Raw genomic sequence first — 23,871 nt, 5'->3', positions numbered from 1 at the left:
CGGCGTCTGACAGGCCTACGCCCGGAGGCGGAGCCGGTGCCTACGCCGAAACCCCTGGTTCCCTCGTGCGCGAGCCTGCGATGGTCGGGAGCCATCTCGCCTCTCCGGTAGTCCGTGACGAACCCGCCGGCTGGTAGGACGCCTCCAGCTCGGGGTCAGTTCGGCGATCCGGGGAGGAGGATTCACACGGCGACGGGGACGGCGGCGTTGTCGCGCGACAGGAGGGTGGCGTAGTGGCCGTCCTGGGCCCGCAGCTCGTCGTGGGTGCCTCGTTCGGCGATGCGGCCCTTGTCGAGGACGACGATCTGGTCGGCGTCGCGGACGGTGGACAGGCGGTGCGCGATCGTGATGGTGGTGCGGCCTTCGGCGAGGCGGTCGATGGCCTCCTGGACGGCCTGCTCGGTCTGGGTGTCCAGGGCGCTGGTCGCCTCGTCCAGGACCAGGATCGGCGGGTTGCGCAGGATGGTGCGGGCGATCGCCAGACGCTGCTTCTCGCCGCCCGAGAAGCGGTAGCCGCGTTCGCCGACCATCGTGTCGTAGCCGTCCGGGAGGCTCATGATGTGGTCGTGGATCCGCGCGGCGCGCGCGGCTTCGTGGAGCTGGTCGTCGGTGGCGTCCGGCTTGGCGAAGCGCAGGTTGTCGCCGACGCTGGCGTGGAAGAGATAGGTCTCCTGCGAGACCACGCCGACGGCGTTGGCGAGGTCCTCGAACGACAGGTCGCGGACGTCGACGCCGTCGATCGTGACGCGGCCGGACGTGGCGTCGTACAGGCGGGGCACCAGGTAGCCGAGGGTGGTCTTGCCCGAGCCGGTCTCACCGACGAGGGCGAGGCTCGTGCCCGCGGGGATCGTGATGTCGAGATCCTTGAGGGCGGGCGAGCCGTCGTAGGAGAAGCCCACGTTCTCGAAGCGGACCTCACCGCGCACCTTGGTGAGCGGGGTGGGTTTCGCGGGCTCCTCGATGTCCGGGCGCAGGTCGAGGTATTCGAAGATGCGGCCGAAGAGGGCCATCGAGCTCTGCACCTCGACGCCGGTCTGCAGCAGCATCACCATCGGGCGGAACAGCGAGGCCTGGAGCGTGGTGAAGGCCACCAGGGTGCCGATGGAGATGAACGGCTTGCCGTTGGACGAGGTGAGTCCGGCGGCCAGGTAGATGACGGCGGGCATCGCCGACATGACGATGCCGATGGTCGACTGCCGCCAGCGCCCGGCCATGCTCGACCGGATCTCCAGGTCCACCAGGTCGCGGGACTGGGCCGCGAAGTCGCCCGTCAGCGCGCGGGAGCGGCCCATCGTCCGGCCGAGCAGCATGCCGCTGACCGACAGGGACTCCTCCACGATCGCCGACATCGCGGCCAGCTGCTGCTGGCGCTGGCCGGTGATCCGCTTGCGCTCGCGGCCGACGCGGCGGCTGATCCAGACGAAGAACGGCAGCATGGCCAGGGAGACGAGGGTCAGGCGCCATTCGAGGACCGCCATCGCGATGACGGTCGCGATGACCGAGGTGAAGTTGGAGACCAGCGAGGTGGCGGTCGAGGTGACCGTGGACTGCATGCCGCCGATGTCGTTGGCGATCCGGGACTGCACCTCGCCGGTGCGGGTCCTGGTGAAGAACGAGAGCGGCATCCGCTGCAGGTGCCCGTAGACGGCGGTGCGCAGGTCGTGCATGACCCGCTGCCCGACGCCGGTGGAGATGTAGGTCTGCAGGACGCCGAAGACGCTGGTGGCGACCGCGACGGCGATCATGCCGATGACGAGCAGGGCCAGCAGGCCGGTGCGGCCCTGCGGCAGCGCGACGTCCAGGACCTCGCGGAGCATGAACGGCGACGCCAGCGCGACCAGGGCCGACAGGCCGACGAAGAGGGCGACCACCGCCAGCCGGGCGCGGTAGGGGCGGAAAAGCCGCAGGATGCGGCGCAGCTCGGGTGGGGGTGTCTGTGGAGTGGACTGCATGGGCGGCTCCTCGGGGATGGTCACGAAGATGCCCGATTTAACTGAGCCAAGCTCACAGTTATTCCGCTAAACAGTGAGTTAGGCTCTCTTGTATGGAGAAGGACCTGGTGGAGCTGTTCGGCCAGACCGCCCGCAGGATCCGCCGCAGGCAGCTGGAGCGCCTGGCGCCGCTGGGGCTCACGCCGTCCCTGTCCCGGGCGCTACGAGTGATCACCAGCGCCGAGGAGCCCCTGCGCATGGCGGAGCTGGCCGATCGGCTGGGCGTGGTGCCCCGTTCGGTCACCACCGTGGTGGACGCGCTGGAGAAGGCCGGGCTGGCCGCCCGCGAGCCCGATCCCGGCAACCGCCGTTCGACCCTGGTGTCCGCCACTGACCAGGGGCGCGCGGTGCGGACGCGGATGGCCGAGGCGCGCCGCGAGGCCGCCGAGGAGGTCTTCCGGCCGCTGACCGCCGGGCAGCGCGAGCAGCTTCGTGCGCTGCTCGCGCTGCTCGACGACCGCGAATGAGCTACGCCGACCACACGCCGGTGGCGGCGGCGGCCTTGACGTAGTCGGCGAACGGGCGGGAGTCGCGGCCCAGGGCACGCCTCACGCCGTCGCTCACGTGGTCGCCCACGCCGTTGGCGATGCCGTCCAGGAGGCCCGCCAGGACTTCGGCGGACTCGGCGGGCAGCCCCACGGAGGTGAGGTTCGCGACGAACTCGGCCGTCCGGAGCGGCGTGTAGCGGATCTCCCGGCCGGACGCCTCGGCGATGAGTTCGACGGCGGTACGGAACGACAGGGGCTCGGGGCCGGAGATCTCGTAGATCTCGCCCGCGTGCCCCTCGCCGGTGAGCGCCGCCACCGCGACGTCGGCGATGTCCTCGGCGTCGATGAACGGCTCGCGCCCCTCGCCGGCGGGCAGCGCCAGCTCGCCCGCCCGGAGCGGATCGAGGAAGAAGTCCTCACTGAAGTTCTGGGCGAACCAGGCCGGGCGCAGGATCGTCCAGGCGACCCCGGACTCGCGGACGGCGCGTTCGGCCGGTTCCTGAGCGGGCTGGGGCTTTCCGCCCACGCCCCGGGCAGACAGCAGCACGATCCGCTGGACGCCCGCCGCGACCGCCGCGGCGGTGAAGTCCGCGATGACGGACTGGTCGACGTACTCGTTCATCGGGACCAGGTAGACGGCGGACACACCGTCAAGGGCGGCGTTCCAGGTGGCGGGGTCGGCCAGGTCGAAGCCGGTGGTGCGGGAGGCGGCCCGGACGGGGCGGCCAAGGCCGGTGAGGCGGTCGGCGACGCGGCGGCCGGTCTTGCCGCGGGCGCCGAGCACGAGAATGGTCGATTCGGTCATGGGGATCATGACATCAGCCGGACGCGAGACGATCCATGGGTGTTCGTCTCGATCGCATGCGCGATCGTCCCGAAGATCACACCTCGGGATGACGCGTGCTCCACCGAGGACCGCTACCTTTCCACGCAGCGGAAGATCGGGTCGACGAGGTGGGTCCATGCACGAGCAGCAGTGGAACCGGCGGCGGGCGCTCACGCTCGGCGGGCGAGCCGCGGCGGCGGTGGCGCTGACCCCGTTCCTCGCCGGTGCGCGGGCCGCGAACGCGTCCGCGCCGAGGCGGTTCGACATCGCCGGGGCCGTGCGCCCGCTGCTGTGGAACACCACGATCCGCCCGGGCTCGGTGATCCAGTCGTTCGGCTTCGACGACCTGCGCGGCCACCTCTACTTCGCGCAGCTGCTCGAAGAGATCGACGCCGCGCCCGCGGGCCGCCTGCGCGTCACGAAGACCGATCTGGCCGGGAACGTCCTCGGCGGCATGGTCCTGCGCGACCGGAGAGGCGTCGGGTGGGGCCACGGGATGTCGATCGCCGTCGAGTCGACACCCGGCGACCTGCGCCTGTGGGTCGAAGTGGACGGCGCCGTCCGGACGGACGGGCTGGACTGCACCGGCCGGGCCCTCGCCAGGATTCCGTTCGCCGACGGCGCCACGTTCACCCCGGAGTCGGCGGTCATCGAGAAGCACTGGCTGGTCCGAGGCGCCACCGACGTCACCTGCGCGCTCGACCCGGCCGGCAACCGGCTGGTGCAGCGGTACGTCCTGGCCGGGAGGGCACGCTACGCCGTCTACTCGCTGGACGATGTGATCGCCCGCAGCTACCACCCGGTCGCGTGGTTCACGGAGCCACCGCTCCCGACGTTCCCCGGAAGCATCCGGGCGGCCCCAGGGGCGAGCGGCGTCGTGGAGGTCCAGGGCTATGCGCCCTATGACCGGCACATGTACATCCTGGCCGCGAACGCTCGGGACGAGGCCTACCTCACCGCCGTCGATCTCACGACCGGGCGCGTGGTGCAGCGGCGGTCCCTCGACTCCGGCCCCTCGGCCTCCTTCCCGCACGTCCACCGGAAGGCCGAGGGCATGGCGATCCAGCGGGCCGGGGACTCGGCGCGGCTGTGCTACGGCTTCGCCGGCGGCGATCGCGGTGCCCGGACGACGACGATCTCGTATCTGGACTCCCTGGTCTGATGTGAGATCGTCTTGGTATGGACCTCCTCGACGACCTCCTGTCCGGTGTGCGGGCGCGCGGCGCGACGTTCTGCCGGTCCGTCGCCGAGCCGCCCTGGGCGGTGCACCGCACCTCGTCGACCCCGCTGGCGCTCGGCGCCATGCTCAGCGGCGACGCCTGGATCACGCCGGTCGGCGGGGAGCCGGTGGAGGCCCGGGAGGGCGACATCGTCCTGATTCGGGGCAACGGCTCGTTCACCGTGGGCGACAGCCCGGACACTCCCGCCCAGGTGGTCATCGAGAGCGCCGACCGGTGCTGGCTGACCGCGGACGGGCCTGAAACCGCCGCGCACAACTTCGTGCTCGGGCCGCGGACGTACGGGTTCACGGCCGACGGCTCGGACCTCTTCGTCACGGCCGAGTACGCGATGCGCGGCGACGTCTGCGAGCGGCTCCTCAGGGCGCTGCCGGAGCTGGCCGTCGTTCCGCGGGCGCCCGAGTTCGTGCCGCTGCTCGACCTGCTCGCCACGGAGATCGTCCGCGAGGAACCGGGCCAGCAGGTCATTCTCGACCGCCTGCTCGACATGCTCCTCGTCCGGGTGCTGCGCTCGTGGTTCGCCCGGCCCGACGCCGAGCCGCCCGCCGGGTACCGCGCGCTCGGCGACCCCCAGATCGGGCGGGCGCTGCGGCTGCTGCACGACGAGCCCGCCAAGCCCTGGACCGTGGCCGGGCTGGCGGGTGAGATCGGCATGTCGCGGGCCGTCTTCGCCCGGCGTTTCACCGAGCTCGTGGGCCAGCCGCCGCTGACGTACCTGACCGAGTGGCGGATGGCCGTGGCGGCCGACCTGCTGCGCGAGCCGGGGTCGAGCGTGGCGTCGGTGGCGCGCAAGGTCGGCTACTCGGACGGGTTCGCTTTCAGCAACGCCTTCAAGCGGGTGCGGGGCGAGAGCCCGAGCACGGTGCTGCGCGCGACCGCTCAGCTCGTGCCGTAGACGGGCTCGGGCGCCGGCGAACGGGCGAGCAGCTCGGTCAGAACGGGGCTCAGTTCGGCTGGATCCCAGCGGGCGCCCTTGTCGATGGCGGGGCCATGCCGGAAGGCGTCCATCACGCAGATCCTCCCGCCCTCGGCCTCGAAGACCCGGCCGGTGACGCCGCGCGACTCCGCCGAGCCCAGCCAGACCACCAGCGGCGACACGTTCTCGGGGGCCATCGCGTCGAACTCGCCCTCGCCGGGCGCGGCCATGGTCTGCGCGAAGACCTCCTCGGTCATGCGCGTCCGGGCGGCCGGGGCGATCGCGTTCACCGTCACCCCGTAGCGGCCGAGCTCGGCCGCCGCGACCAGGGTCAGCCCGACGATGCCGGCCTTCGCGGCCGAGTAGTTGCCCTGGCCGACACTGCCGAGCAGCCCGGCGCCGGACGAGGTGTTGATGACCCGGGCGTCGACCGGCCGGCCCGCCTTGCCCTCGCCGCGCCAGTACCGCCCGGCGTGCTTGAGCGGCAGGAAGTGCCCCTTGAGGTGAACGCGCATGACCGCGTCCCACTCGTCCTCGGACAGGTTGACCAGCATCCGGTCGCGCAGGAAGCCCGCGTTGTTGACCAGGACGTCCAGGCGCCCGAACGCGTCGATCGCGGTCGCGACCAGGGCGGCCGCCCCCTCCTCGGTGGCGATGTCGTGGGGGCTGGCGACCGCCTGCCCGCCGAGCCGCTCGATCTCCTCGACCACCTCGTGCGCGGGGCCTCCGGAGGCGTCGCCGGTGCCGTCGCGGGCGACCCCGAGGTCGTTGACGACGACCTTGGCGCCCTGGTGGGCGAACTCCAGCGCGTGCGCCCGGCCGAGGCCGCGGCCCGCTCCGGTGACGACGGCGACGCGGTCCTTGCAGATCATTCAATCCTCCTTGTTCACCTGGCTCGTTTCACTCGCGGTTGACGTTGGCGGCGTCCAGGAACGCGGGGCGTTCTCCCCCGCCGTGCAGCAGCAGCGCGGACCCGCTGATGTAGCTCGCGAGGTCGGAGGCGAGGAACGCGCAGGCCGCGCCGATGTCGTACGGGTCGGCCAGGCGGCCCAGCGGCACCGTCCGCGCCACCGCGGCTACTCCGTCCTCGTCGCCGTAGTGCAGATGGGACTGCTCGGTGCGGACCATGCCGAGGGTGAGCGAGTTGACCCGTACGCGCGGGGACCACTCGACGGCCAGCGAGGTGGCGAGGTTTTCCAGACCCGCCTTGGCGGCGCCGTACGCGGCGGTGCCTGGTGAGGGCCGCATGCCGCTGACGCTGCTGATCATGATGATCGAACCGCCGCCGTCCTGGGCCTGCATGCGCGCGTTGGCGGCCCTCGACATGATCAGTGCCGAGGTGAGGTTCAGCTCGATGATCTTGACATGGGTGCGGACCTCGCCCTCGGAGATCGGCAGGTACGGGGTGCCGCCCGCGTTGTTGACCAGGACGTCCACCCGGTCCAGACCGTCGAGGAACGCCTCGGCCGCGGCCGGGTCGCGCACGTCGAGCGAGACGAACCGTGCCGTGCGGCCCCCGGCCGAGGGAAGCGACTCCGGCGTGCGGCGGGCGACGGCGACCACGTCGGCTCCCGCCTCCAGGAGAGCCCGGCTGATGCCCAGGCCGACTCCGCGCACTCCCCCCGTCACGACGGCGAGCCTGCCGGTGAGATCCAGCGAAAGAGTCATCCGGCCCTCCTCTGCTACGGTCTGTTCTAACAAATGTTTGGTGGAAAGGTAGCGCATGGGAATCTCCACCACGACCCACGCGGGCGGGATCGCCGAGATCGTCGTCGACGCCCCACCGGTCAACGCGCTGACCGTCCGGGGCTGGTTCGACCTGGCCGGCGCGGTGCTCGCGGCCGGACGCGACCCGAAGGTCGGCGCCGTCGTGCTCCGCGCCGAGGGACGCGGCTTCAACGCCGGCGTCGACATCAAGGAGATGCAGAACACCGAGGGCCACACCGCGCTCGTCGGCGCCAACCGCGGCTGCTACGCGGCGTTCGCGGCGGTCTACGAGTGCGAGGTCCCGGTCGTCGCCGCGGTGAACGGCTTCTGCCTCGGCGGCGGCATCGGCCTGGTCGGCAACGCGGACGTCGTCGTCGCCGCCGAGGACGCCTACTTCGGCCTTCCCGAGGTCGACCGGGGCGCGCTCGGCGCCGCCACGCACCTCGCGCGCCTCGTACCGCAGCACCTGATGCGCGCGATGGTCTACACGTGCCGCACGGTGACCGCCGAGGAACTGCACCGGCACGGATCGGTGCTGGAGGTCGTCCCGGCCGCTGACCTGCGCGCGAAGGCCTTCGAGGTCGCCGGGAGCATCGCCGCCAAGGACCCGCTGGTGATCCGGCGGGCCAAGGAGTCGCTCAACGGGATCGACCCGGTCGACGTGAAGCGCAGCTACCGCTACGAGCAGGGCTTCACCTTCGAGCTCAACCTGGTCGGCGCCGGTGACGCCCACCGCGACGCCTTCGTGCGCGGGGAGGGCCGGTGAGCGGCAAGGTCACGACGATCGACGCGATCGCCGGGTCGCTGGAGAGCGGCATGACGATCGGGATCGGCGGCTGGGGGTCGCGCCGCAAGCCGATGGCGCTGGTGCGCGCGATCTGCCGCTCCCCGGTGAGCGACCTGACCGTCGTCTCCTACGGCGGGCCCGACGTCGGCCTGCTCTGCGCGTACGGGAAGGTGCGCAGGCTGGTCACGGCGTTCGTCACCCTCGACTCGATCCCGCTGGAGCCGCACTTCCGGCAGGCACGCCAGAACGGCGGCATCGAGCTGACCGAGTACGACGAGGGCATGTTCATGTTCGGGCTGTACGCGGCGGCGCACCGGCTGCCCTTCCTGCCGACGCCGGCGGGGATCGGCTCGGACGTGCTGCGGGTCAACCCGGAGCTGAGGACGATCCGTTCGCCGTACGAGGACGGACAGGAGCTCGTCGCCGTCCCCGCGCTGACGATGGACGCGGCGTTCGTGCACCTGAACCGCGCCGACGCCCGCGGCAACGCCCAGTACCTCGGCCCCGACCCGTACATGGACGACCTCTTCGCCAAGGCCGCCGACCGTACCTACGTGTCGTGCGAACGGCTCGTCGACACCGGCGACCTGCTCAAGGAGGGCCCGCCGCAGTCCCTTCTCATCAGCCGCGCCCACGTCACCGGGGTCGTCGAGACCCCGGGCGGCGCGCACTTCACGGCCTGCGAGCCCGACCACGACCGGGACGAGGCGTTCCAGCGGCTCTACGCCAAGGCCGCGGCCGACCCCGGCGAATGGGCCGCGTTCCGTGAGCGGTTCCTGTCCGGAGACGAGGCCGCCTACCAGGACGCCGTACGCACGTGGCAGGAGGAGAACCGATGACGACGGCGACTCGCGCCGAGGTCTGCGCGGTGGCCTGCGCCGAGCTGTTCAGGGGCGACGGCGAGATCGTGGCCGCGGCGGTGGCGGGCTTCGTCCCGATGCTCGGCTCACGCCTGGCGCGCGCGACGTTCGAGCCGGACCTGCTGACCACCGACGGCGGCCCGGTGCTGAGCGCCGAACCCGTCCCGCTGGGACGCAAGGCCACCACCATCGAAGGCTGGCTCCCGTTCCGCGACCATCTCTGGCTGGTCCTGAACGGGCGGCGCCACGTCGTGATGGGCCCCGTCCAGATCGACCCGTTCGGCAACACCAACATCTCGTGCATCGGCGACTGGGAGCGGCCTGAACGGCAGCTTCTCGGCGTCCGCGGCGGACCGGGCAACACGCTGCTCAACACCACCAGCTACTGGGTGCCCAGACACTCGGCCCGCGTCTTCACCGAGAAGGTCGACTTCGTGAGCGGCGTCGGTCACGACCGCGGCGCGTACGAGATCCGCGCCGTCGTCACCAACCTCGCCGTGCTCGACTTCGAGACCCCCACGCGCCGCATGCGCCTGCGCTCGGTCCACCCCGGCGTCCCGGTCTCCGAGGTGATCGCCGGCACCGGCTTCGAGCTCGACGTTCCCGCCGAGGTCCCCGAGACCCGCCTTCCCACCCCTGACGAGCTGCGGATCATGCGCGAGGTCCTCGACCCCAAGGGCCTGCGCGAACGCGAGGTCCCGTCATGATCGAGCAGCTCCTCGACACGCCCCTCACCCGGCTGGCCGGCGTACGGCATCCCGTCGTGCAGACCGGCATGGGCTGGGTGGCCGGACCGCGCCTCGTCACGGCCGTCGCCGAGGCGGGCGGCCTCGGCGTGCTCGCCTCGGCCACCATGACCCTCGATCAGCTGGCCCACGCGATCCACGAGGTCAAGGACCGCACGGACGCCCCGTTCGGCGTCAACCTCCGCGCCGACGCCACCGACGCGGGCGACCGCATCGACCTGCTGATCAAGGAGGGGGTACGGGTCGCGTCGTTCGCCCTGGCGCCCCGGCGGGAGCTGATCGGCAGGCTCAAGGACGCGGGCGTCGTGGTGATCCCGTCCGTCGGCGCCCGCCGCCACGCCGAGAAGGTCGCCGCGTGGGGAGCCGACGCGGTGCTCGTCCAGGGCGGCGAGGGCGGCGGCCATACCGGCGCGGTCGCCACCACGCTCCTGCTCCCCCAGGTCGTCGACGCCGTCGACATCCCGGTCATCGCCGCCGGCGGCTTCTTTGACGGCCGCGGCCTCGCGGCGGCCCTCGCCTACGGTGCGGCCGGGGTCGCCATGGGCACGCGCTTCCTCCTGACAGCCGACAGCTCCGTGCCCGAGGAGGTCAAGCGGGTCTATCTCGGCGCCGCCGAAACGGTCGTGACCCGGCAGGTGGACGGTATGCCGCACCGGGTCCTGCGCAGCGACCTGGTCGACACCCTCGAACGTTCGGGCCGCCTGACCGGCCTGGTCCGCGCGCTGCGCAACGGCGCCCGCTTCAAACGGCTCTCCGGCATGTCCTGGCGGGCCATGATCGCCGACGGCAGGGCCATGAAGCACGGCAAGGACCTGTCCTGGTCGCAGGTGCTCATGGCGGCCAACACGCCCATGCTGCTGAGGGCCGCGATGGTGGACGGCCGCCCCGACCTGGGCGTGATGGCCTCGGGCCAGGTGGTCGCGGTCATCGACGAGCTGCCCACCTGCGAGGCCCTCATCGACGACATCGTCCAGACCGCCGTCGGCGCCATCAGAAGCCAGCAGGCCAGCGTCAGACCTTGAGGACCAGCTTGCCGGTCGTGGCACCCGACTCGATGCGGCGCTGCGCCTCGGCGGCCTCCTCCAGGGGAAGCTCCTCGACCTTGAGGCGCAGGTCGCCGGCGGCGGCGGCGCAGACCGCCCGGCGCAGGGCCCGGCCCGCCTCGGCCGGGAACGCGGCCGAGAACGCGGCGAGGTTGAACCCCGACACGGTCTTGTTGGAGAACCACAGCTCGTTGGCCGGCACGCCGACGTCCGGCCCTCCGGACGCGTTGCCCATGACGACCATGCGGCCCATGGGCGCGAGGGCGTCCAAGCTGGCGCGGCGCGTCGGGCCGCCGACCATGTCGACGACGATGTCGAACTTGCCGGTGAGCTCGTCGCGGAGGACCACGTCGTCGTAGCCGAACGCCCTGGCGGCCTCGACCTTGGCCGGGCCGCCGACCGTCCCGACGACGCGGGCGGCGCCGAGGAGCCGGGCGGCCTGGCCCAGCTGGCTCCCCACGCCTCCCGCCGCGGCGTGGACCAGGACGGACTCGCCGGGCTCGATGCGCGCCACGCGGTCGAGCACCAGGAACGCGGTGGTGCTGTTGGACGGCACCGCCGCGGCGACGCGCAGGTCGAGCGCGCCGCCCTCCAGCGGGGCGACCAGATCGGCGGAGGTGACCACCACCTCGGCATAGCCGCCGCTGTCGACGATCGTGAGCGCGGCTACCGCCTGGCCGACGCGCAGGCCCTCGACGTCGGGCCCGAGGGCGCGGATGTGCCCCGCGACCTCGATGCCGGGGACGAACGGCAGCGGAACGTCCGCGACGCCCTGGCGGTAGAGGATCTCGGCGAAGTTGGCGCCCGCGTACGCGACGTCGATGGCGACCTGGCCGGGGCCCGGTTCGGGGATCTTCACGTCGGCCATCGTCAGGACGCCGGCGTCCCCGAACGCGGGGATGGTGACCGCCCTCATCAGTACCGGTCCCCGACGGCGGCCGGGACGTCGTTCAGCTCGGCCAGGTCGGCCGCGGTGAGGTCGAGGTCGGCGGCGCCGGCGTTCTCGTTCAGGTACTTGGACTTCTTGGTGCCGGGGATCGGGATGATGTGGTCGCCCTGCGCGAGCGTCCACGCGATGGCGACCTGGGCCGGGGTGGCGCCGTGACGGGCCGCGACGCCCTTGACGATGTCGACGATCCGCAGGTTGGCCTTGAGCGCCTCCTGCTGGAAACGCGGGTTGCGGCCCCGGTAGTCGGTGTCCTCGAAGTCGGCCGCGGTGACGGAGCCGGTGAGGAAGCCCCTTCCGAGCGGGGAGAACGGCACGAAGGCGGCGCCGTTGTCCCGGCACCAGCCGACCACGTCGCCCGGCCCGCTGCCCGAGATGGTGTCGCCGGAGAACCCTCCGGCGCTGCCGCCCGGCGCGTCCATCGGGTCGCGCGTCCACAGCGACAACTCCGACTGGATCGCCGCGACCGGGTGGACCGTGTGGGCCTCCTGAGCCTGCGCGACGGTCACCTCGGACAGGCCCAGCCGCCGCACCTTGCCCTCGGTGACCAGCTCGGCCATCGCTCCCCAGGTCTCGGCAAGGGGAACCTCGGGGTCGACGCGGTGCAGGTAGTAAAGATCGACGACGTCGGTGCCCAGCCGGCGCAGGCTGTCGTCCAGCGACCTCTTCACGAACTCGGGCGAACCGTCGCGGCTCATGTCGATGGTCGCGCGGTCCTCGACCCGCAGGCCGGTCTTGGTGGCGATCACGACCTGGTCGCGCCGGCCCGCGAGGGCCCGGCCGAGCAGTGCCTCGTTGTCACCGTCGCCGTAGACCTGGGCGGTGTCCAGGAAGGTGACGCCGAGGTCGACCGCCTCGTGGATCAGGGCGATCGACGCGGCGTCGTCCCGTTCGGATTCGCCGTAGGCCCAGCTCATGCCCATGCAGCCGAGCCCGACGGCGCCGACGGGCGTGCCCGCGAACGTACGTGTCCTCATGGTGTCTCCTCTCAGGTGGGAAGGCCGTGCAAGGCCCATGCCACCGATCGTGCAGGACATCCGGGAGGGCAGACAGACGCGGCTTATCCTGGGTGTGGCACCACCAGGCTGCGGGAACGGGCGGAAGCCGGGGCCGATCTAGCTCGCCTGAACGAGGCGCACGCGGCTCATCAGGCGTTCCAGCCGTTCCTGGGTCTCGGTGCCGGGCTTCGGGTTGTGCAGGACCAGATGGTGTCCCGGGATCGCCTCCAGCGGCATCGCCAGCGCCTCGAACGCCAGCTCGCCGACGTCGGGATGGTCGATGGTCTTGACGGCCGTGGTGTCGGCGGTGACCTCGTGCCGCGCCCAGATCTCGGCGAACTCGGGGCTGACCGCGCTCAGGTCCGCGGCGATCCGGCCGAACTCGGGATCGTCCGGATAGCGGGCGGCGTCGGCGCGGAACCTGCCCGCCACCTTGCTCGCCGCCTCCGCCCACCGGGTGTCGCGCGCCCGGTACCGCTCGTTGGTGAAGAACGTCACCACGCAGTTGTGATCGTGCACGTCGTAGCCGAAGACGATCTGCGCGGCCTGGTTGATCGCCGCGAAGTTCCAGTAGCGGTCGCGGACGTAGGCGGGCCGGGGCGACCACGCGTCCAGCACCCGCTGGAGCTCGGGGCTGATCTCCACGGAGTCCTTCGCCTCGGCCTGGGGAGGATTGAGCCCGGCGAGCAGGTAGAGGTGCTGCCGTTCGGCCTCGTCCAGCCGCAGCGCGCGGGCGATGGCGTCGAGCACGTCCCCGGAGACCTTGATGTCGCGGCCCTGTTCGAGCCAGGTGTACCAGGACACCCCGACCCCGGCGAGCACGGCGACCTCCTCGCGCCGCAGGCCCGGGGTCCGGCGCCGTCCCGCGTCCGGCATGCCCACGTCACGCGGGGTGAGCCGGGCGCGCCGCGTCCTCAGGAAGTCGCGCAGTTCGTCGCGGCGCAGACCGTGCGAGGTGCCCTCTGGGCCGTTGACGCTGCTCATGGCCCCACGATAACCGCGCGCCCGCGCCGGTTCGCCCCCCGGCCGGGCGTTGATCGCCTCCGGCTCTAGGCTGGCCACGTGGCCGGTTCGGGTGCGGTGATGCCGCGGTACGCGCGGGGTGGTTTCCTCGCCGCCGCGTGCACGCTGCTCGCGCTCGCCGGCCACGTGCGGGGCGGCGGCGGGGATTGCTGCCTCCCGCCCGTCCCGGTGATACTCGCGGCCGGTGCCGTCGTCGGCGTGCTCTGCGTCGTCGTGGCCGCCCGTCTGCTCTCGTTCTGGAAGATCCTGGTCCTGGTCGGCTGGGCCCAGGTCGCCTTCCACTTCGCGTTCACGGTGCTGGCGTCCGGTCCGGCGCACCACGCGGGGGCCGCGCCCCCGCCGCCACCGGCCGGGACGGCGGCGCTCGGGCCGGCGATGCTCGCCGGTCACCTGGTGGCCGCGGTCGCCGCCGCCACCCTGCTCGCCGGGGCCGACCGGGCGCTCTGGTGGCTGCTCACCGCCGTCTTCACGATCGCGATCGCCCACGTCCGGCCGATCTCGCGGCCGGTGGCGCACCGTCCGCCGTGGGCCGTGCTGGTCGCCGCCGACCCGGCGCCGCTCCTGGGGGTGCTGCTGGCCCGCGCCGTCCGCCGCCGGGGGCCTCCGGCGGTACGACCGCACGCCGCCGCCTGACCCCATCGCCCCCGGTGGGCGGGTCCGGCGTGCCTTCGCGTACCCGTGACGACCACCGGAAGCAAGGAAACCCTCCATGAACGTTCGTATGAGGCCGCCTGCCCTCGCGGCCCTCGCCGCCCTGACGCTCGCGGCCCCCGCGGCCGGGTGCGGCGGCTCCCCGTCCGGAGCCGACACCGTCTCGTCCGGTGCGGATGCCCCACCGGCCAAGACCAGCTATCCCCTCACGTTCGACAACTGCGGCCAGAAGATCACCTTCGCCAGGCCTCCGCGGCGCGTCCTGATCCTCAACGGGACCTCGGTCGCGGAGGTCGAGAGCGTCGTCCTGCTCGGCCTGCAGAAGCACATCCTCGCCAACGCCCAGTCGTACGGGGTGTCGGACGACCCTTCGATGATCCCGGCCATCAAGGCCCTCCCGACCGGGGGCCTGACGATGAACAAGAACTTCGAGGTCCCCGCCGAGCAGGTCCTCGCGGCCAAGCCCGACCTGGTGATCTCGCACTGGTCCGGCGGCTTCGACGCGAAGAAGGGCATGGCGACGCGCGAGCAGCTCGCCGCCGCCGGGATCACCACCCTCGTCAACCCGGTCAACTGCGCGTACGGCAAGCCGGCCGCCACCGAGGCGGAACGCCGCAGGTACAAGAACGCCTCGATCGAGTCGTCGCACGACTTCCTGCGCCTGCTCGGCCGCGTCTTCGACGTCCAGCACAAGGCCGCCGAGGTGACCGCCGACCTCCGGCGCCGCATCGAGGACGTGCGCGCCCGCACCGCGGGCAGGACCCCCAAGAAGGTCCTCATCGCCTATCCCGGCATGGCGATGATGAACGCGCACGGCCTGCCCGCCGTGTGGACCGGCGGCGTCGCCGACCAGGTGCTCAAGGCGGCCGGCGGCGTCAACGCCTTCGCGGGCCTGGCCCCCGAGGCCGTCGCGTCGATCAACAAGGAGCAGCTCGCGACCGCCCAGGTGGACGTCCTCGTGGTGGGCGCCTTCCAGCCCACCGAGGACCCGGCCGCCGAGGCGCGCAGGCTCTTCGCGCAGTACCCGCAGTGGAGCGCGTCAAGGACCGGCACGTTCGCGACGGTGGCCGACGGCGTCTTCCTCGGCCCGCTGAACGCCGTGGCCGTCGAGAAGCTCGCCAAGGCGGTGCACGGTGTCGGCTGAGACCAAGAGCGGGCCGCACCTGGTCTCGGGGCGGATGATCGGCGTGCTCATCGTCGCGCTGGCCGCCGCCCTCGTCCTGACGACGGTCGCGGCGATCTCGATCGGCTCGGTGAACCTGCCGTTCGGGGCGGTCTGGAAGGTGATCGGCGCGCGTCTCACCGGCTCCGGCGTGGGCGACCCGCTGCGCGACCAGGTCGTCTGGGACATCCGGACGCCCCGCGTCCTGGTGGCGGCCCTCGTCGGCGCCGGGCTCAGCGTGGCGGGGGTGGCGCTCCAGGCCCTGGTCCGCAATCCGCTGGCCGACCCGTACATCCTCGGCATCTCGTCCGGAGCGTCGCTCGGCGCGGTCCTGGTCGTCGCGTTCGGCGCCACCGCGGTGGGCGGGCTCGGGGTGACGGGCGCGGCGTTCGCCACGTCCATCCTGAGCGTGCTCGCGGTGTACGCGCTGGCGCAGCGCGGCGGGCGCCTGCTGGACTCCCGGCTCGTCCTGATCGGCGTCGCGGTGGGCTACCTGTGTTCGGCCGCGACGACCTACCTCCAGTTGCAGGTCAACCCGACCGAGCTGCACGGCCTGATGTTCTGGCTGATGGGCAGCGTCGCGGGCGCCACCTGGTCCGATCTCGGCGTCCCCGCCGCCGTGATCGCCGCCTGCACGGCGTTCCTGCTGCTCCAGGCCCGCAACCTGAACGCGCTGATGGCCGGTGAGGACGCGGCCGCGGGCCTCGGCACCTCGGTGGCGGCGCTGCGGATCGCGCTGCTGGTGATCGGCTCGCTGCTGACCGCGACCGCCGTGAGCGTGGTCGGCGGGATCGGGTTCGTCGGGCTGATGGTGCCGCACGCCGCCCGCTTCCTGGTCGGCGGCGACCACCGCCGCGTGCTGCCCGTGGCGCTGCTGATGGGAGCGCTGTTCCTGGTGGCCGTCGACATCGCCTGCCGCACGGTCGACCGGCCGAACGAGCTGCCCGTCGGCATCTTCACCACGGGGCTCGGGGTGCCGTTCTTCATCTGGCTGCTGATGCGCCGCCGTTCGGGAGGTGCGTGAGGATGCGGCTGGTCATCGAGGGCGTCACCGCCGAGATCGACGGCACCCCGATCGTGTCGGACGTCGATCTCGTCGCGGAGCCGGGACGGTTCGTCGGGCTGGTCGGGCCGAACGGGAGCGGCAAGTCGACCTTGCTGCGCACCGTCTACCGGGCGCTGCGGCCCACCGGCGGGGTCGTGTCGCTGGACGGGGCCGACCTGTGGCGGATGCCCGCCAGGCGGGCCGCCCGCCATCGCGCCGTGGTGACGCAGCACGGCGACCTGACGGCGGAGTTCTCGGCCGCTGAGGTCGTCGCGATGGGACGCGCCCCGCACAAGGGCCTGCTCGACCGTGAGGACGCCGCCGACCGCGCCGTGGTCACGGACTCGCTCAAGCGAGTCGAGATGGCGTGGGCCGCGGACCGGCTGTTCTCGACGTTGTCGGGCGGTGAGCGGCAGCGGGTGCTGCTGGCCCGCGCGCTCGCCCAGGAGGCGCCGCTCCTGGTGCTCGACGAGCCGACCAATCATCTGGACGTCCGGGCTCAGCTGGGGCTGCTCGACCTGATCCGCTCGCTCGGGCTCACGCTGCTCACGGCGCTGCACGACCTCGATCACGCGGCCGCGTACTGCGACCACGTGGTCGTGCTGAAGGACGGCGCCGTACGGGCGGCGGGCCCGCCGCTGGAGGTGCTCACGCCGGAGTTCGTGGCGGAGGTGTTCGGGGTGCGCGCCCATGTCGGTCCGCACCCGATCACGGGCCGTCCCCATATCGCGGTGGCGTCGCTATGATCGCCGCATCCGCCCGCGCGCGTCCCCCGCCCTCGAAGGAGCCGCCGGTGCAGCCCGAAGCCCCCGCCACCGGGCGCCGAGCCTGGTCGATCGTCGCCCTGCTGATGGCGTTCATGGCGCTCAACTTCGCCGACAAGGGCGTCCTCGGCCTGGTCGCCGACCCGATCAGGGACGACCTGGACCTGACGGCGTCGGAGTTCGGCGCCATCGCGAGCTCCTTCTACCTGCTGTTCAGCCTGTCGGCGCTGCTGGTGGGCCTGTTCGGCGACCGGCTGCGGGCCCGGCCGCTGCTCGCGGTGCTCGTGCTGGTCTGGTCGGCCGCGCAGCTGCCGATCCTGATCCCGGCGGCCGGGTTCGCCAGCCTGGTCGCGACGCGCGTCCTGCTCGGCGCTGGCGAAGGACCGAGTTTCCCGCTGGCCACCAACATCGCGTTCGGCTGGTTCCCCGAGGTGCGGCGCTCGCTGCCCGCGGCCCTCATGGCGGTCGGCGCGGCGCTCGGCGCGGTGGTCGGCGCGCCGCTGGTGATCGTCGTCCTCGCCCTGTTCGACTGGCGCGCCACGTTCGGGATGCTCGGCCTGCTCGGGCTGCTGTGGCTCCTGGCGTGGTGGCGCTGGGGCGGCGACGGGCCCTACGCGGCGGCGCCCTCGCCCGACGAGGCGAAGGCCGGCCAGGCCGAGCGCGTCCCGTACCGGCGGATCTTCCTGTCCGGCACGTGGCTCGGCGGCACCTTCTCGATGTTCGCCGTGATGTGGTCGCTGGCACTGGCGCTGACCTGGCTCCCCACCTGGCTGGAGGACCACGTCGGCTTCAGCGACGCGGCGGTGAGCGGAGCCATCGGGCTGCCGAGCGTGACCGGGGTGCTGTTCGTGCTGGGCGGGGGCGTGCTCGCGCAGCGGCTGCTCAAGCGGGACGCCTCGCCGCGGCTCGCGCAGGGCGTGATCGGTGCCGTCGCCGCGCTGACCGGCGGGCTGTGCCTGCTCGGGCTCACCCGGGTGGGCCCGGTGGCGCTGATGCTCCCGCTGATGGCGCTGGGATTCGCGGTGGGCAACGCGCAGACCCCGCTGACCACCGCCGCGATCGCGCGCATCTGCCCGCCCACGCAGCGGGCCACCGCGCTCGCCACCGGCTACGCCGTCGCGGCGACGTCCAGCATCCTGGCGCCGTACGTGTCCGGCCTCATCATCGACGCGGCGGCCACCGAGGCGGCGGGCTTCGACAACGCCTTCGACGTGTCGGGGTTGCTGCTGGTGGCGGGCGGCCTGGTGGCGCTCCTGACCGTGCGGCCCGACCGCGACGTTCAGGCGACGGTCCCGGCCGAGCGCAACCTGCCGACGGTCGCCGCGCCGTAGCCCAGCTCGGCGAGCACGGCGGCCGTGTGCTCGCCGAGCGCCGGGATCGGGCCCATCCGTGCTTCGGTGTCCGCGAAGGTGATGGGCGGCAGGATCGCCGGCAGCTCCCCGGCCGGTGAGCCGACCGTGCGCCAGCGGTCACGCTCGGCCAGCTGCGGATGCGCGAGCAGGCCATGGGTGTCGTTGATGGAGGCGTTGGGCACCCCGGCCTCGTCCAGCCGCCGCACCAGCTCGGCGCGCGTCATCCCGGCGGTCACGGAGACGACGAGCGCGTCCACCTCCGTCCGGTTGCCGACGCGCGCCCGGTTGGTGGCGTAGCCGGGGTCGGACGCCAGATCGGCGCGGCCGAGGACGCCGGTGACGAGGGCGGCCCACTGCCGGTCGTTCTGGACGCCGATGACCACGTCCTCGCCGTCCGAGGTCGGGTACGCGTCGTACGGCGCGATCACCGGGTGGCCGAGCGCGGACCGCCGCGGCGCCTCCCCGGTGTAGCGGGTCGCGTAGATCGCCTGGCCCATCCACTCGGCGACGGCGTCGAACATCGACACCTCGACCGACGCGCCCTCGCCTGTGGTCCCCCGCCGTACCAGGGCGGCGAGGGCTCCCGAGAACGCGTACATCCCCGCGGCGATGTCGGCCAGCGGCGAGCCCGCCTTGACCGGCGTCTCGGGCGTTCCGGTCACCGAGACGAGCCCGGCCTCCGCCTGCACGAGCATGTCGTAGGCACGTTTGTCCCGGTACGGCCCGCGCGAGCCGTACCCCGACATGTCGATGACGATCAGGCGCGGGTGGCGGGCGCGGAGGGCCTCGGCACCGAAGCCGAGGCGGGCGGCGGCGCCCGGTGCGAGGTTCTGCAGGAAGACGTCGGCCTTGGCGATCAGCTGGGCGAGGATCGTGCGGCCGCCCGGCTGCTTGAGGTCGAGCGCGACCGACTCCTTCGAACGGTTGAGCCAGGCGAAGTGCGTGCCGAGCGCGCCCTTGACGGAGGCGTCGTAGGCGCGGGCGAAGTCGCCGCCGTCCACGCGTTCGACCTTGATGACGCGGGCGCCGAGGTCGGCGAGCTGGCGGCTGGCGAACGGCGCGGCCACCGCCTGCTCCAGCGCGACGACGGTGACGCCCTCCAGCGGGAGCACCTACGACTCCGCCAGCAGCCGGCGACCGATGATCATTTTCTGGATGTCGGCCGTGCCCTCCCCGATCAGCAGCATCGGCGCCTCCCGGTAGAGCCGTTCGATCTCGAACTCCTTGGAGTAGCCGTAGCCGCCGTGGATGCGGAACGAGTCCTCCACGACCTCCTTGCAGTATTCGCCGGCCAGGTACTTGGCCATCCCCGCCTCAAGGTCGTTGCGTTCTCCCGAGTCCTTGCGCCGCGCCGCCATGACCATCAGCTGGTGCGCGGCCTCGACCTTGGTCGCCATCTCCGCGAGCCTGAACAGGACCGCCTGGTGCTCGGCGATCGGCTTGCCGAACGTCTCGCGTTCCCTGGCGTAGGCCAGGGCCAGCTCGTACGCGCGGCGGGCCATGCCGCAGCCGCGCGCCGCCACGTTGACGCGTCCGACCTCGACGCCGTCCATCATCTGGTAGAAGCCGCGGCCCGGCTCGCCGCCGAGGATCCGCGCGGCCGGAACGCGGTACGCGTCGAAGAGGAGCTCGGTGGTGTCGACGCCCTTGTACCCCATCTTGTCGATCTTGCCGGGCACGGTCAGCCCGGGCGCCACCTCGCCGAAGCCGGGCTCCTTGTCGACGAGGAAGGTCGTCATGCCCCGGTGCCCGGCGGCCGGATCGGTCTTGACGAGCGTGGCGACCAGGTTGGCGGTGGCTCCGTTGGTCAGCCACATCTTCTGGCCGGTGATCGCGTACATGCCGGGACCGGCGGGCACCGCGCGGGTCTGGATCGCCGCCACGTCCGAGCCGCAGCCGGGCTCCGACATCGAGAAGGCGCCGCGGATCTCCCCCGTGGCCATCCGGGGCAGGTAGAAGTCCCGCTGCTCGGGGGTGCCGTGCTGGGTGATCATCCACGCGACGATGAAGTGCGTGTTGACGATGCCCGACACGCTCATCCAGCCGCGCGACAGCTCCTCCACGACCAGGGCGTACGTCAGCAGCGACTCGCCGAGCCCGCCGTACACCTCGTCGATCATGAGCCCGAAGAGTCCGAGCTCGCGCATCCCGTCCACGATCGCCTGCGGATAGGCGTCGGCGTGCTCCAGATCGGTCGCGACCGGGAGGATCTCCTTGTCCACGAACGCGCGGACGGTCGCCAGGATCTCGCGTTGCTCGCCGGTCAGCCCGTACGTCTGCTGAAGTCTGCCCACGAGTCCCTACAGTATTAGAACCGCGTTCTGGAAGGGGAGGCCGTTGCACACGCTGACCGAGGAGGAGGCCGCCATCGTCGGCGTCGTCCGGGACTTCGTCGACCGGGAGGTCCGCCCGGCGGCCCGGGAACTGGAGCACGCCGACGCCTATCCGGAACGGCTGATCGAGCGGATGAAGGAGCTCGGCGTCTTCGGCCTCGCCGTCCCCGCGCCCTACGGGGAGTCGGCCGTCTCCAAGCGCTGCTACGCGCTGGTCACCGAGGAGATCGCCCGCGGCTGGATGTCGCTGGCCGGGGCGTACGGCGGGCACACCGTCGTCTCGCAGCTGATCGCCACGTTCGGCACCGAGGCGCAGAAGGACCGCTACCTGCCGCGCATGGCGACCGGTGAGCTGCGCGCCACGATGGCGCTCACCGAGCCGTCCGGCGGCTCCGACCTGCAGGCGATGAGCACGGCCGCCCGGCGCGAGGGCGACCGCTACGTCGTGACCGGCGCCAAGATGTGGATCACCAACGCGCGGCGCTCCGGCCTCATCGCTCTGATGTGCAAGACCGACCCGGCCGCCGAGCCGCGCCATCGCGGCATCAGCATCCTCCTCGCCGAACCGGGGCCAGGCCTGACGGTCTCCCGCGACCTGCCCAAGCTCGGCTACAAGGGCGTGGAGAGCTGCGAGCTCTCGTTCGACCGGTACGAGGCGCCGCTGGACGCCGTGCTCGGCGGCGAGGAGGGCCGCGGCTTCGCGCAGATGATGCGCGGCCTGGAGGTCGGCCGCATCCAGGTCGCCGCGCGGGCGCTCGGCGTCGGCCGCGCCGCGCTGGAGGACTCGCTGCGGTACGCGCAGCAGCGCGAGGCGTTCGGCAAGCCGATCTGGCAGCACCAGTCGGTCGGCAACTACCTCGCCGACATGGCCACCCGGCTGAGCGCCGCCCGGCTGCTGACGCTCGACGCCGCCGACCGGCTCGACGGCGGCGAGCGCTGCGACCTGGAGGCCGGGATGGCCAAGCTGTACGCGTCGGAGTCCGCGATGGAGATCGCCCTCAACGCCGTGCGCATCCACGGCGCCGCGGGCTATTCCACCGAGTTCGACGTCGAACGCTACTTCCGCGACGCGCCCCTGATGATCGTCGGGGAGGGCACCAACGAGATCCAGCGCAACGTCATCGTCCGACAGCTGATCGATCGTCATCGGATCGATCGAGCCTGACCGGCGGCGATCCCGGCACGCTGAGCGCCGCCACGAGCTCCCGGTAGAGCCCGTCGGCCGCCAGCAGCTCGGCGTGCCGTCCCTGAGCGCGGATCCGGCCCGCCTCCATCACCAGGATGGTGTCGGCGTCGACGACCGTGGAGAGCCGGTGAGCGATGGTCACCACCGCTCCCTCGGCGGCACGGGTCCGGATGCAGTCATGGATGGCGGCCTCGGTCAGCCCGTCGAGCTGCGCCGTGGCCTCGTCCAGCAGCAGCACGTCGGGGGTGCGCAGCAGGGCCCGCGCGAGCGCGATGCGCTGGCGTTCGCCGCCGGACACCGAGGTGGACGACAGCGGCGTGTCCAGACCGGCTTCGAGGGAGTCGATCCGGTCGGCCAGCCGGACGTCGCGCAGCACCGCGCGCAACTCGTCCTCGGTCGCGTCCGGATGCGAGAACAGCAGGTTGTCGCGGATCGTGCCCGGCACGATCGGCGTGTCCTGTTCCACGTACGCCAGCCGCTCGCGCAGCCTTTCGTGCCCGTGGTGGGCGTACGGCAGGCCGTCGAGGAGCAGCTCGCCCTCCTGCGGTTCGAGGAAGCGCAGGATGAGGGAGAAGAGGGTCGTCTTCCCGGCCCCGGACGGCCCGACGATCGCGGTGTGCCCACGGCGCGGGATGGCGAGATCCAGCCGGCGGACGACCGGTTCGAGCCCCGGACCGTAGGCCGCCGTGACCCCGCGCATCTCCAGCAACGGACCGCCATCATGCACAAGGGCCTCGCGGGCGGAGACGTCCGCGCGGGGGTGGGATTCGGGTGTTTCGAGCTCGGACTCCAGCGCGTCCACCTCGCGGATGCGCTGCGCGGCGGCCATGCCCGACTGCAGCGTGGTGAGGTTCTGGCTGAGCTCGGTGATCGGGTCGATCAGGCCGAACGCGTACAGCAGGAACGCGATCAGGCCCGACACCTCCAAGCCGCCCTGGCCGACCCGCCAGGCACCGACGCCGAGGATCAGGATGATCGCGAGCTGCAGGCCGGTCCAGGCGATCGTCCACGCCGTCGCCTCGCGCTGGACGGCCCGGACGCCGTGCACGGCCGAGGCGCGGGCGTCGGTCATGATCCGTTCGCTCTGGCGGTCCTCGGCCCGGCTGACCTTGACCGTCCGGATGGCCCGCAGCGTGCCCTCCAGCACGCCGCCGAGCCGCCCGATGTGCTCCTGCGCCCGTTCCTGCGCCTTGGCGATCGACGGCATCAGCAGGGCGAACAGCACGACGACCACGGCGAGCGCCGCCACCGTGGTGCCGAGCAGCACCAGGTCGAGCACGCCCATGAGGATCAGGGTCCCGGCGAGCATGACCGCCCCGTTGATCAGCCCGATCACGCTGGCGGACGCGGCCTCCCTGAGCAGCACCGTGTCCGAGGTGACCCGGGTGACCATCTCCCCCACCGGGCGGGCGGTGACCGCGGGCACCGTCGCCCGCAGGAACCGCCGGACGAGCGACTCGCGGGCGTCCAGCACCACCCGTTCGCCCAGGGCGCCGAGCAGCATCCACTGCCAGTACGCGAATCCCGCGCCGAAGATCATCAGGACCAGCAGCGCCGCGATCGGCCCGCCGAGGGACCGGTCGGCGTCCAGCGAGTCCAGGATCCACTTGGTCACCATCGGGGTCGCCAGCCCGAGCGCCGACCCGACCAGCGCGAGAACGAGGCCGAGCACCAGCTTGCCGCGGTACGGGCGGGCGAACGACCACAGGATCCGCAGTCTCGGGAAGCGGCCGGACTCAACTGGAACAGACATGGCATTAATGGAACACACATGTTCCGTTCGAGTCAAACGAGTTTTATTTTGGAGTA

23 protein-coding genes are annotated in these 23,871 nt (G+C 72.3%); 13 read left to right on the top strand and 10 right to left on the bottom strand.

What is annotated here, in order from left to right; all coding sequences use genetic code 11:
* Positions 1 to 182: 182 nt before the first annotated feature.
* A complete protein-coding gene (locus tag ABD333_RS06930) occupies positions 183 to 1,952 on the bottom strand; it encodes an ABC transporter ATP-binding protein (protein WP_344538716.1) in 1,770 nt (589 codons plus the stop codon).
* Between the two features lie 92 nt (positions 1,953 to 2,044).
* On the opposite strand from ABD333_RS06930, the gene ABD333_RS06925 reads away from it, so the two are divergent.
* Positions 2,045 to 2,458, top strand: a complete 414-nt coding sequence (locus ABD333_RS06925; RefSeq protein ID WP_344538714.1) for a MarR family winged helix-turn-helix transcriptional regulator — start codon at positions 2,045 to 2,047, stop codon at positions 2,456 to 2,458.
* A gap of 1 nt (position 2,459) precedes the next feature.
* Here the strand turns inward: ABD333_RS06925 and ABD333_RS06920 are convergent, their stop codons facing one another.
* Positions 2,460 to 3,284, bottom strand: coding sequence for an NAD(P)H-binding protein (locus ABD333_RS06920; RefSeq protein ID WP_344538712.1), 825 nt, complete (start codon positions 3,282 to 3,284; stop codon positions 2,460 to 2,462).
* 157 nt (positions 3,285 to 3,441) lie between these two features.
* Here ABD333_RS06920 and ABD333_RS06915 point away from each other — a divergent pair, with 157 nt between their 5' ends.
* Both ABD333_RS06915 and ABD333_RS06910 read left to right on the top strand, forming a co-directional pair.
* Positions 3,442 to 4,467 carry a hypothetical protein gene (locus tag ABD333_RS06915; protein WP_344538710.1) on the top strand — a complete coding sequence of 342 codons (1,026 nt, stop codon included), beginning with the start codon at positions 3,442 to 3,444 and terminating at the stop codon, positions 4,465 to 4,467.
* A 17-nt stretch (positions 4,468 to 4,484) separates the two neighbouring features.
* Positions 4,485 to 5,438, top strand: coding sequence for an AraC family transcriptional regulator (locus ABD333_RS06910; RefSeq protein WP_344538708.1), 954 nt, complete (start codon positions 4,485 to 4,487; stop codon positions 5,436 to 5,438).
* Here the strand turns inward: ABD333_RS06910 and ABD333_RS06905 are convergent.
* Positions 5,423 to 6,331: an SDR family oxidoreductase gene (locus ABD333_RS06905; RefSeq protein ID WP_344538706.1), complete on the bottom strand. Its 909-nt coding sequence runs from the start codon at positions 6,329 to 6,331 to the stop codon at positions 5,423 to 5,425. The two genes, ABD333_RS06910 and ABD333_RS06905, sit on opposite strands and share 16 nt — an antisense overlap.
* 28 nt (positions 6,332 to 6,359) lie before the next feature.
* Positions 6,360 to 7,127: an SDR family oxidoreductase gene (locus tag ABD333_RS06900; protein WP_344538704.1), complete on the bottom strand. Its 768-nt coding sequence runs from the start codon at positions 7,125 to 7,127 to the stop codon at positions 6,360 to 6,362.
* 55 nt (positions 7,128 to 7,182) lie between these two features.
* Here ABD333_RS06900 and ABD333_RS06895 point away from each other — a divergent pair, with 55 nt between their 5' ends.
* Genes ABD333_RS06895 through ABD333_RS06880 form a run of 4 tightly spaced genes read left to right on the top strand, consistent with a single transcriptional unit; the run spans position 7,183 to position 10,581 of the window.
* Positions 7,183 to 7,932, top strand: coding sequence for an enoyl-CoA hydratase family protein (locus ABD333_RS06895; protein ID WP_344538702.1), 750 nt, complete (start codon positions 7,183 to 7,185; stop codon positions 7,930 to 7,932).
* Positions 7,929 to 8,792, top strand: a complete 864-nt coding sequence (locus ABD333_RS06890; RefSeq protein ID WP_344538700.1) for a CoA transferase subunit A — start codon at positions 7,929 to 7,931, stop codon at positions 8,790 to 8,792. Before ABD333_RS06895 ends, ABD333_RS06890 begins: the two co-directional genes overlap by 4 nt.
* The gene (locus ABD333_RS06885) at positions 8,789 to 9,520 is read left to right on the top strand and encodes a CoA-transferase subunit beta (RefSeq protein WP_344538699.1); all 732 of its coding nucleotides are present in this window, start codon (positions 8,789 to 8,791) and stop codon (positions 9,518 to 9,520) included. Before ABD333_RS06890 ends, ABD333_RS06885 begins: the two co-directional genes overlap by 4 nt.
* A complete protein-coding gene (locus ABD333_RS06880; protein ID WP_344538698.1) occupies positions 9,517 to 10,581 on the top strand; it encodes an NAD(P)H-dependent flavin oxidoreductase in 1,065 nt (354 codons plus the stop codon). The genes ABD333_RS06885 and ABD333_RS06880 overlap by 4 nt, the downstream gene beginning before the upstream one ends.
* On the opposite strand, the gene ABD333_RS06875 is transcribed toward ABD333_RS06880, so the two are convergent.
* From ABD333_RS06875 to ABD333_RS06865, 3 genes are all read right to left on the bottom strand, one after another.
* The gene (locus tag ABD333_RS06875; protein ID WP_344538696.1) at positions 10,571 to 11,518 is read right to left on the bottom strand and encodes a quinone oxidoreductase family protein; all 948 of its coding nucleotides are present in this window, start codon (positions 11,516 to 11,518) and stop codon (positions 10,571 to 10,573) included. The genes ABD333_RS06880 and ABD333_RS06875 overlap by 11 nt on opposite strands.
* Positions 11,518 to 12,525 carry an aldo/keto reductase gene (locus tag ABD333_RS06870; RefSeq protein ID WP_344538695.1) on the bottom strand — a complete coding sequence of 336 codons (1,008 nt, stop codon included), beginning with the start codon at positions 12,523 to 12,525 and terminating at the stop codon, positions 11,518 to 11,520. The genes ABD333_RS06875 and ABD333_RS06870 overlap by 1 nt, the downstream gene beginning before the upstream one ends.
* A gap of 138 nt (positions 12,526 to 12,663) precedes the next feature.
* The gene (locus ABD333_RS06865) at positions 12,664 to 13,530 is read right to left on the bottom strand and encodes a helix-turn-helix transcriptional regulator (protein ID WP_344538693.1); all 867 of its coding nucleotides are present in this window, start codon (positions 13,528 to 13,530) and stop codon (positions 12,664 to 12,666) included.
* 78 nt (positions 13,531 to 13,608) lie between these two features.
* On the opposite strand from ABD333_RS06865, the gene ABD333_RS06860 reads away from it, so the two are divergent.
* The 5 genes from ABD333_RS06860 (at position 13,609) to ABD333_RS06840 (ending at position 18,522) form a co-directional block, all read left to right on the top strand.
* A complete protein-coding gene (locus tag ABD333_RS06860) occupies positions 13,609 to 14,202 on the top strand; it encodes a hypothetical protein (RefSeq protein WP_344538692.1) in 594 nt (197 codons plus the stop codon).
* Positions 14,203 to 14,278: 76 nt separating this feature from the next.
* On the top strand, positions 14,279 to 15,364 hold the full coding sequence (locus ABD333_RS06855; RefSeq protein ID WP_344538690.1) for an ABC transporter substrate-binding protein: 1,086 nt from the start codon (positions 14,279 to 14,281) through the stop codon (positions 15,362 to 15,364).
* Complete coding sequence (locus ABD333_RS06850; protein ID WP_344538688.1) at positions 15,354 to 16,406, top strand: FecCD family ABC transporter permease; 1,053 nt, start codon at positions 15,354 to 15,356, stop codon at positions 16,404 to 16,406. The genes ABD333_RS06855 and ABD333_RS06850 overlap by 11 nt, the downstream gene beginning before the upstream one ends.
* A 2-nt stretch (positions 16,407 to 16,408) precedes the next feature.
* On the top strand, positions 16,409 to 17,173 hold the full coding sequence (locus ABD333_RS06845; protein WP_344538686.1) for an ABC transporter ATP-binding protein: 765 nt from the start codon (positions 16,409 to 16,411) through the stop codon (positions 17,171 to 17,173).
* 47 nt (positions 17,174 to 17,220) lie between these two features.
* A complete protein-coding gene (locus tag ABD333_RS06840; RefSeq protein ID WP_344538685.1) occupies positions 17,221 to 18,522 on the top strand; it encodes an MFS transporter in 1,302 nt (433 codons plus the stop codon).
* Here ABD333_RS06840 and ABD333_RS06835 read toward each other — a convergent pair.
* On the bottom strand, positions 18,471 to 19,655 hold the full coding sequence (locus ABD333_RS06835) for a CaiB/BaiF CoA transferase family protein (protein WP_344538683.1): 1,185 nt from the start codon (positions 19,653 to 19,655) through the stop codon (positions 18,471 to 18,473). The genes ABD333_RS06840 and ABD333_RS06835 overlap by 52 nt on opposite strands.
* Positions 19,656 to 20,837 carry an acyl-CoA dehydrogenase family protein gene (locus ABD333_RS06830; RefSeq protein ID WP_344538681.1) on the bottom strand — a complete coding sequence of 394 codons (1,182 nt, stop codon included), beginning with the start codon at positions 20,835 to 20,837 and terminating at the stop codon, positions 19,656 to 19,658.
* A gap of 43 nt (positions 20,838 to 20,880) precedes the next feature.
* Here ABD333_RS06830 and ABD333_RS06825 point away from each other — a divergent pair, with 43 nt between their 5' ends.
* The gene (locus ABD333_RS06825; RefSeq protein ID WP_344538679.1) at positions 20,881 to 22,041 is read left to right on the top strand and encodes an acyl-CoA dehydrogenase family protein; all 1,161 of its coding nucleotides are present in this window, start codon (positions 20,881 to 20,883) and stop codon (positions 22,039 to 22,041) included.
* Here ABD333_RS06825 and ABD333_RS06820 read toward each other — a convergent pair.
* Positions 21,995 to 23,815 carry an ABC transporter ATP-binding protein gene (locus ABD333_RS06820; RefSeq protein ID WP_344538677.1) on the bottom strand — a complete coding sequence of 607 codons (1,821 nt, stop codon included), beginning with the start codon at positions 23,813 to 23,815 and terminating at the stop codon, positions 21,995 to 21,997. The two genes, ABD333_RS06825 and ABD333_RS06820, sit on opposite strands and share 47 nt — an antisense overlap.
* Between the last annotated feature and the right edge of the window lie 56 nt (positions 23,816 to 23,871).

This window comes from Actinomadura fulvescens, from assembly GCF_039533225.1.
GTDB classification, from domain to species: Bacteria; Actinomycetota; Actinomycetes; order Streptosporangiales; family Streptosporangiaceae; genus Spirillospora; species Spirillospora fulvescens.
Note: the sequence above shows the minus strand (reverse complement) of the source record. Positions and strands in the feature narration are given on the sequence as shown.

Bases quoted from the DNA above. Each gene is read 5' to 3' on its own strand.
- ABD333_RS06870 (WP_344538695.1), bottom strand. From the start codon at position 12,525: ATGAGGACACGTACGTTCGCGGGCACGCCCGTCGGCGCCGTCGGGCTC.
- ABD333_RS06925 (WP_344538714.1), top strand. From the start codon at position 2,045: ATGGAGAAGGACCTGGTGGAGCTGTTCGGCCAGACCGCCCGCAGGATC.
- ABD333_RS06865 (WP_344538693.1), bottom strand. From the start codon at position 13,530: ATGAGCAGCGTCAACGGCCCAGAGGGCACCTCGCACGGTCTGCGCCGC.
- ABD333_RS06930 (WP_344538716.1), bottom strand. From the start codon at position 1,952: ATGCAGTCCACTCCACAGACACCCCCACCCGAGCTGCGCCGCATCCTG.
- ABD333_RS06845 (WP_344538686.1), top strand. From the start codon at position 16,409: ATGCGGCTGGTCATCGAGGGCGTCACCGCCGAGATCGACGGCACCCCG.
- ABD333_RS06895 (WP_344538702.1), top strand. From the start codon at position 7,183: ATGGGAATCTCCACCACGACCCACGCGGGCGGGATCGCCGAGATCGTC.
- ABD333_RS06885 (WP_344538699.1), top strand. From the start codon at position 8,789: ATGACGACGGCGACTCGCGCCGAGGTCTGCGCGGTGGCCTGCGCCGAG.
- ABD333_RS06920 (WP_344538712.1), bottom strand. From the start codon at position 3,284: ATGACCGAATCGACCATTCTCGTGCTCGGCGCCCGCGGCAAGACCGGC.
- ABD333_RS06875 (WP_344538696.1), bottom strand. From the start codon at position 11,518: ATGAGGGCGGTCACCATCCCCGCGTTCGGGGACGCCGGCGTCCTGACG.
- ABD333_RS06855 (WP_344538690.1), top strand. From the start codon at position 14,279: ATGAACGTTCGTATGAGGCCGCCTGCCCTCGCGGCCCTCGCCGCCCTG.
- ABD333_RS06880 (WP_344538698.1), top strand. From the start codon at position 9,517: ATGATCGAGCAGCTCCTCGACACGCCCCTCACCCGGCTGGCCGGCGTA.
- ABD333_RS06900 (WP_344538704.1), bottom strand. From the start codon at position 7,127: ATGACTCTTTCGCTGGATCTCACCGGCAGGCTCGCCGTCGTGACGGGG.
- ABD333_RS06915 (WP_344538710.1), top strand. From the start codon at position 3,442: ATGCACGAGCAGCAGTGGAACCGGCGGCGGGCGCTCACGCTCGGCGGG.
- ABD333_RS06910 (WP_344538708.1), top strand. From the start codon at position 4,485: ATGGACCTCCTCGACGACCTCCTGTCCGGTGTGCGGGCGCGCGGCGCG.
- ABD333_RS06905 (WP_344538706.1), bottom strand. From the start codon at position 6,331: ATGATCTGCAAGGACCGCGTCGCCGTCGTCACCGGAGCGGGCCGCGGC.
- ABD333_RS06820 (WP_344538677.1), bottom strand. From the start codon at position 23,815: ATGTCTGTTCCAGTTGAGTCCGGCCGCTTCCCGAGACTGCGGATCCTG.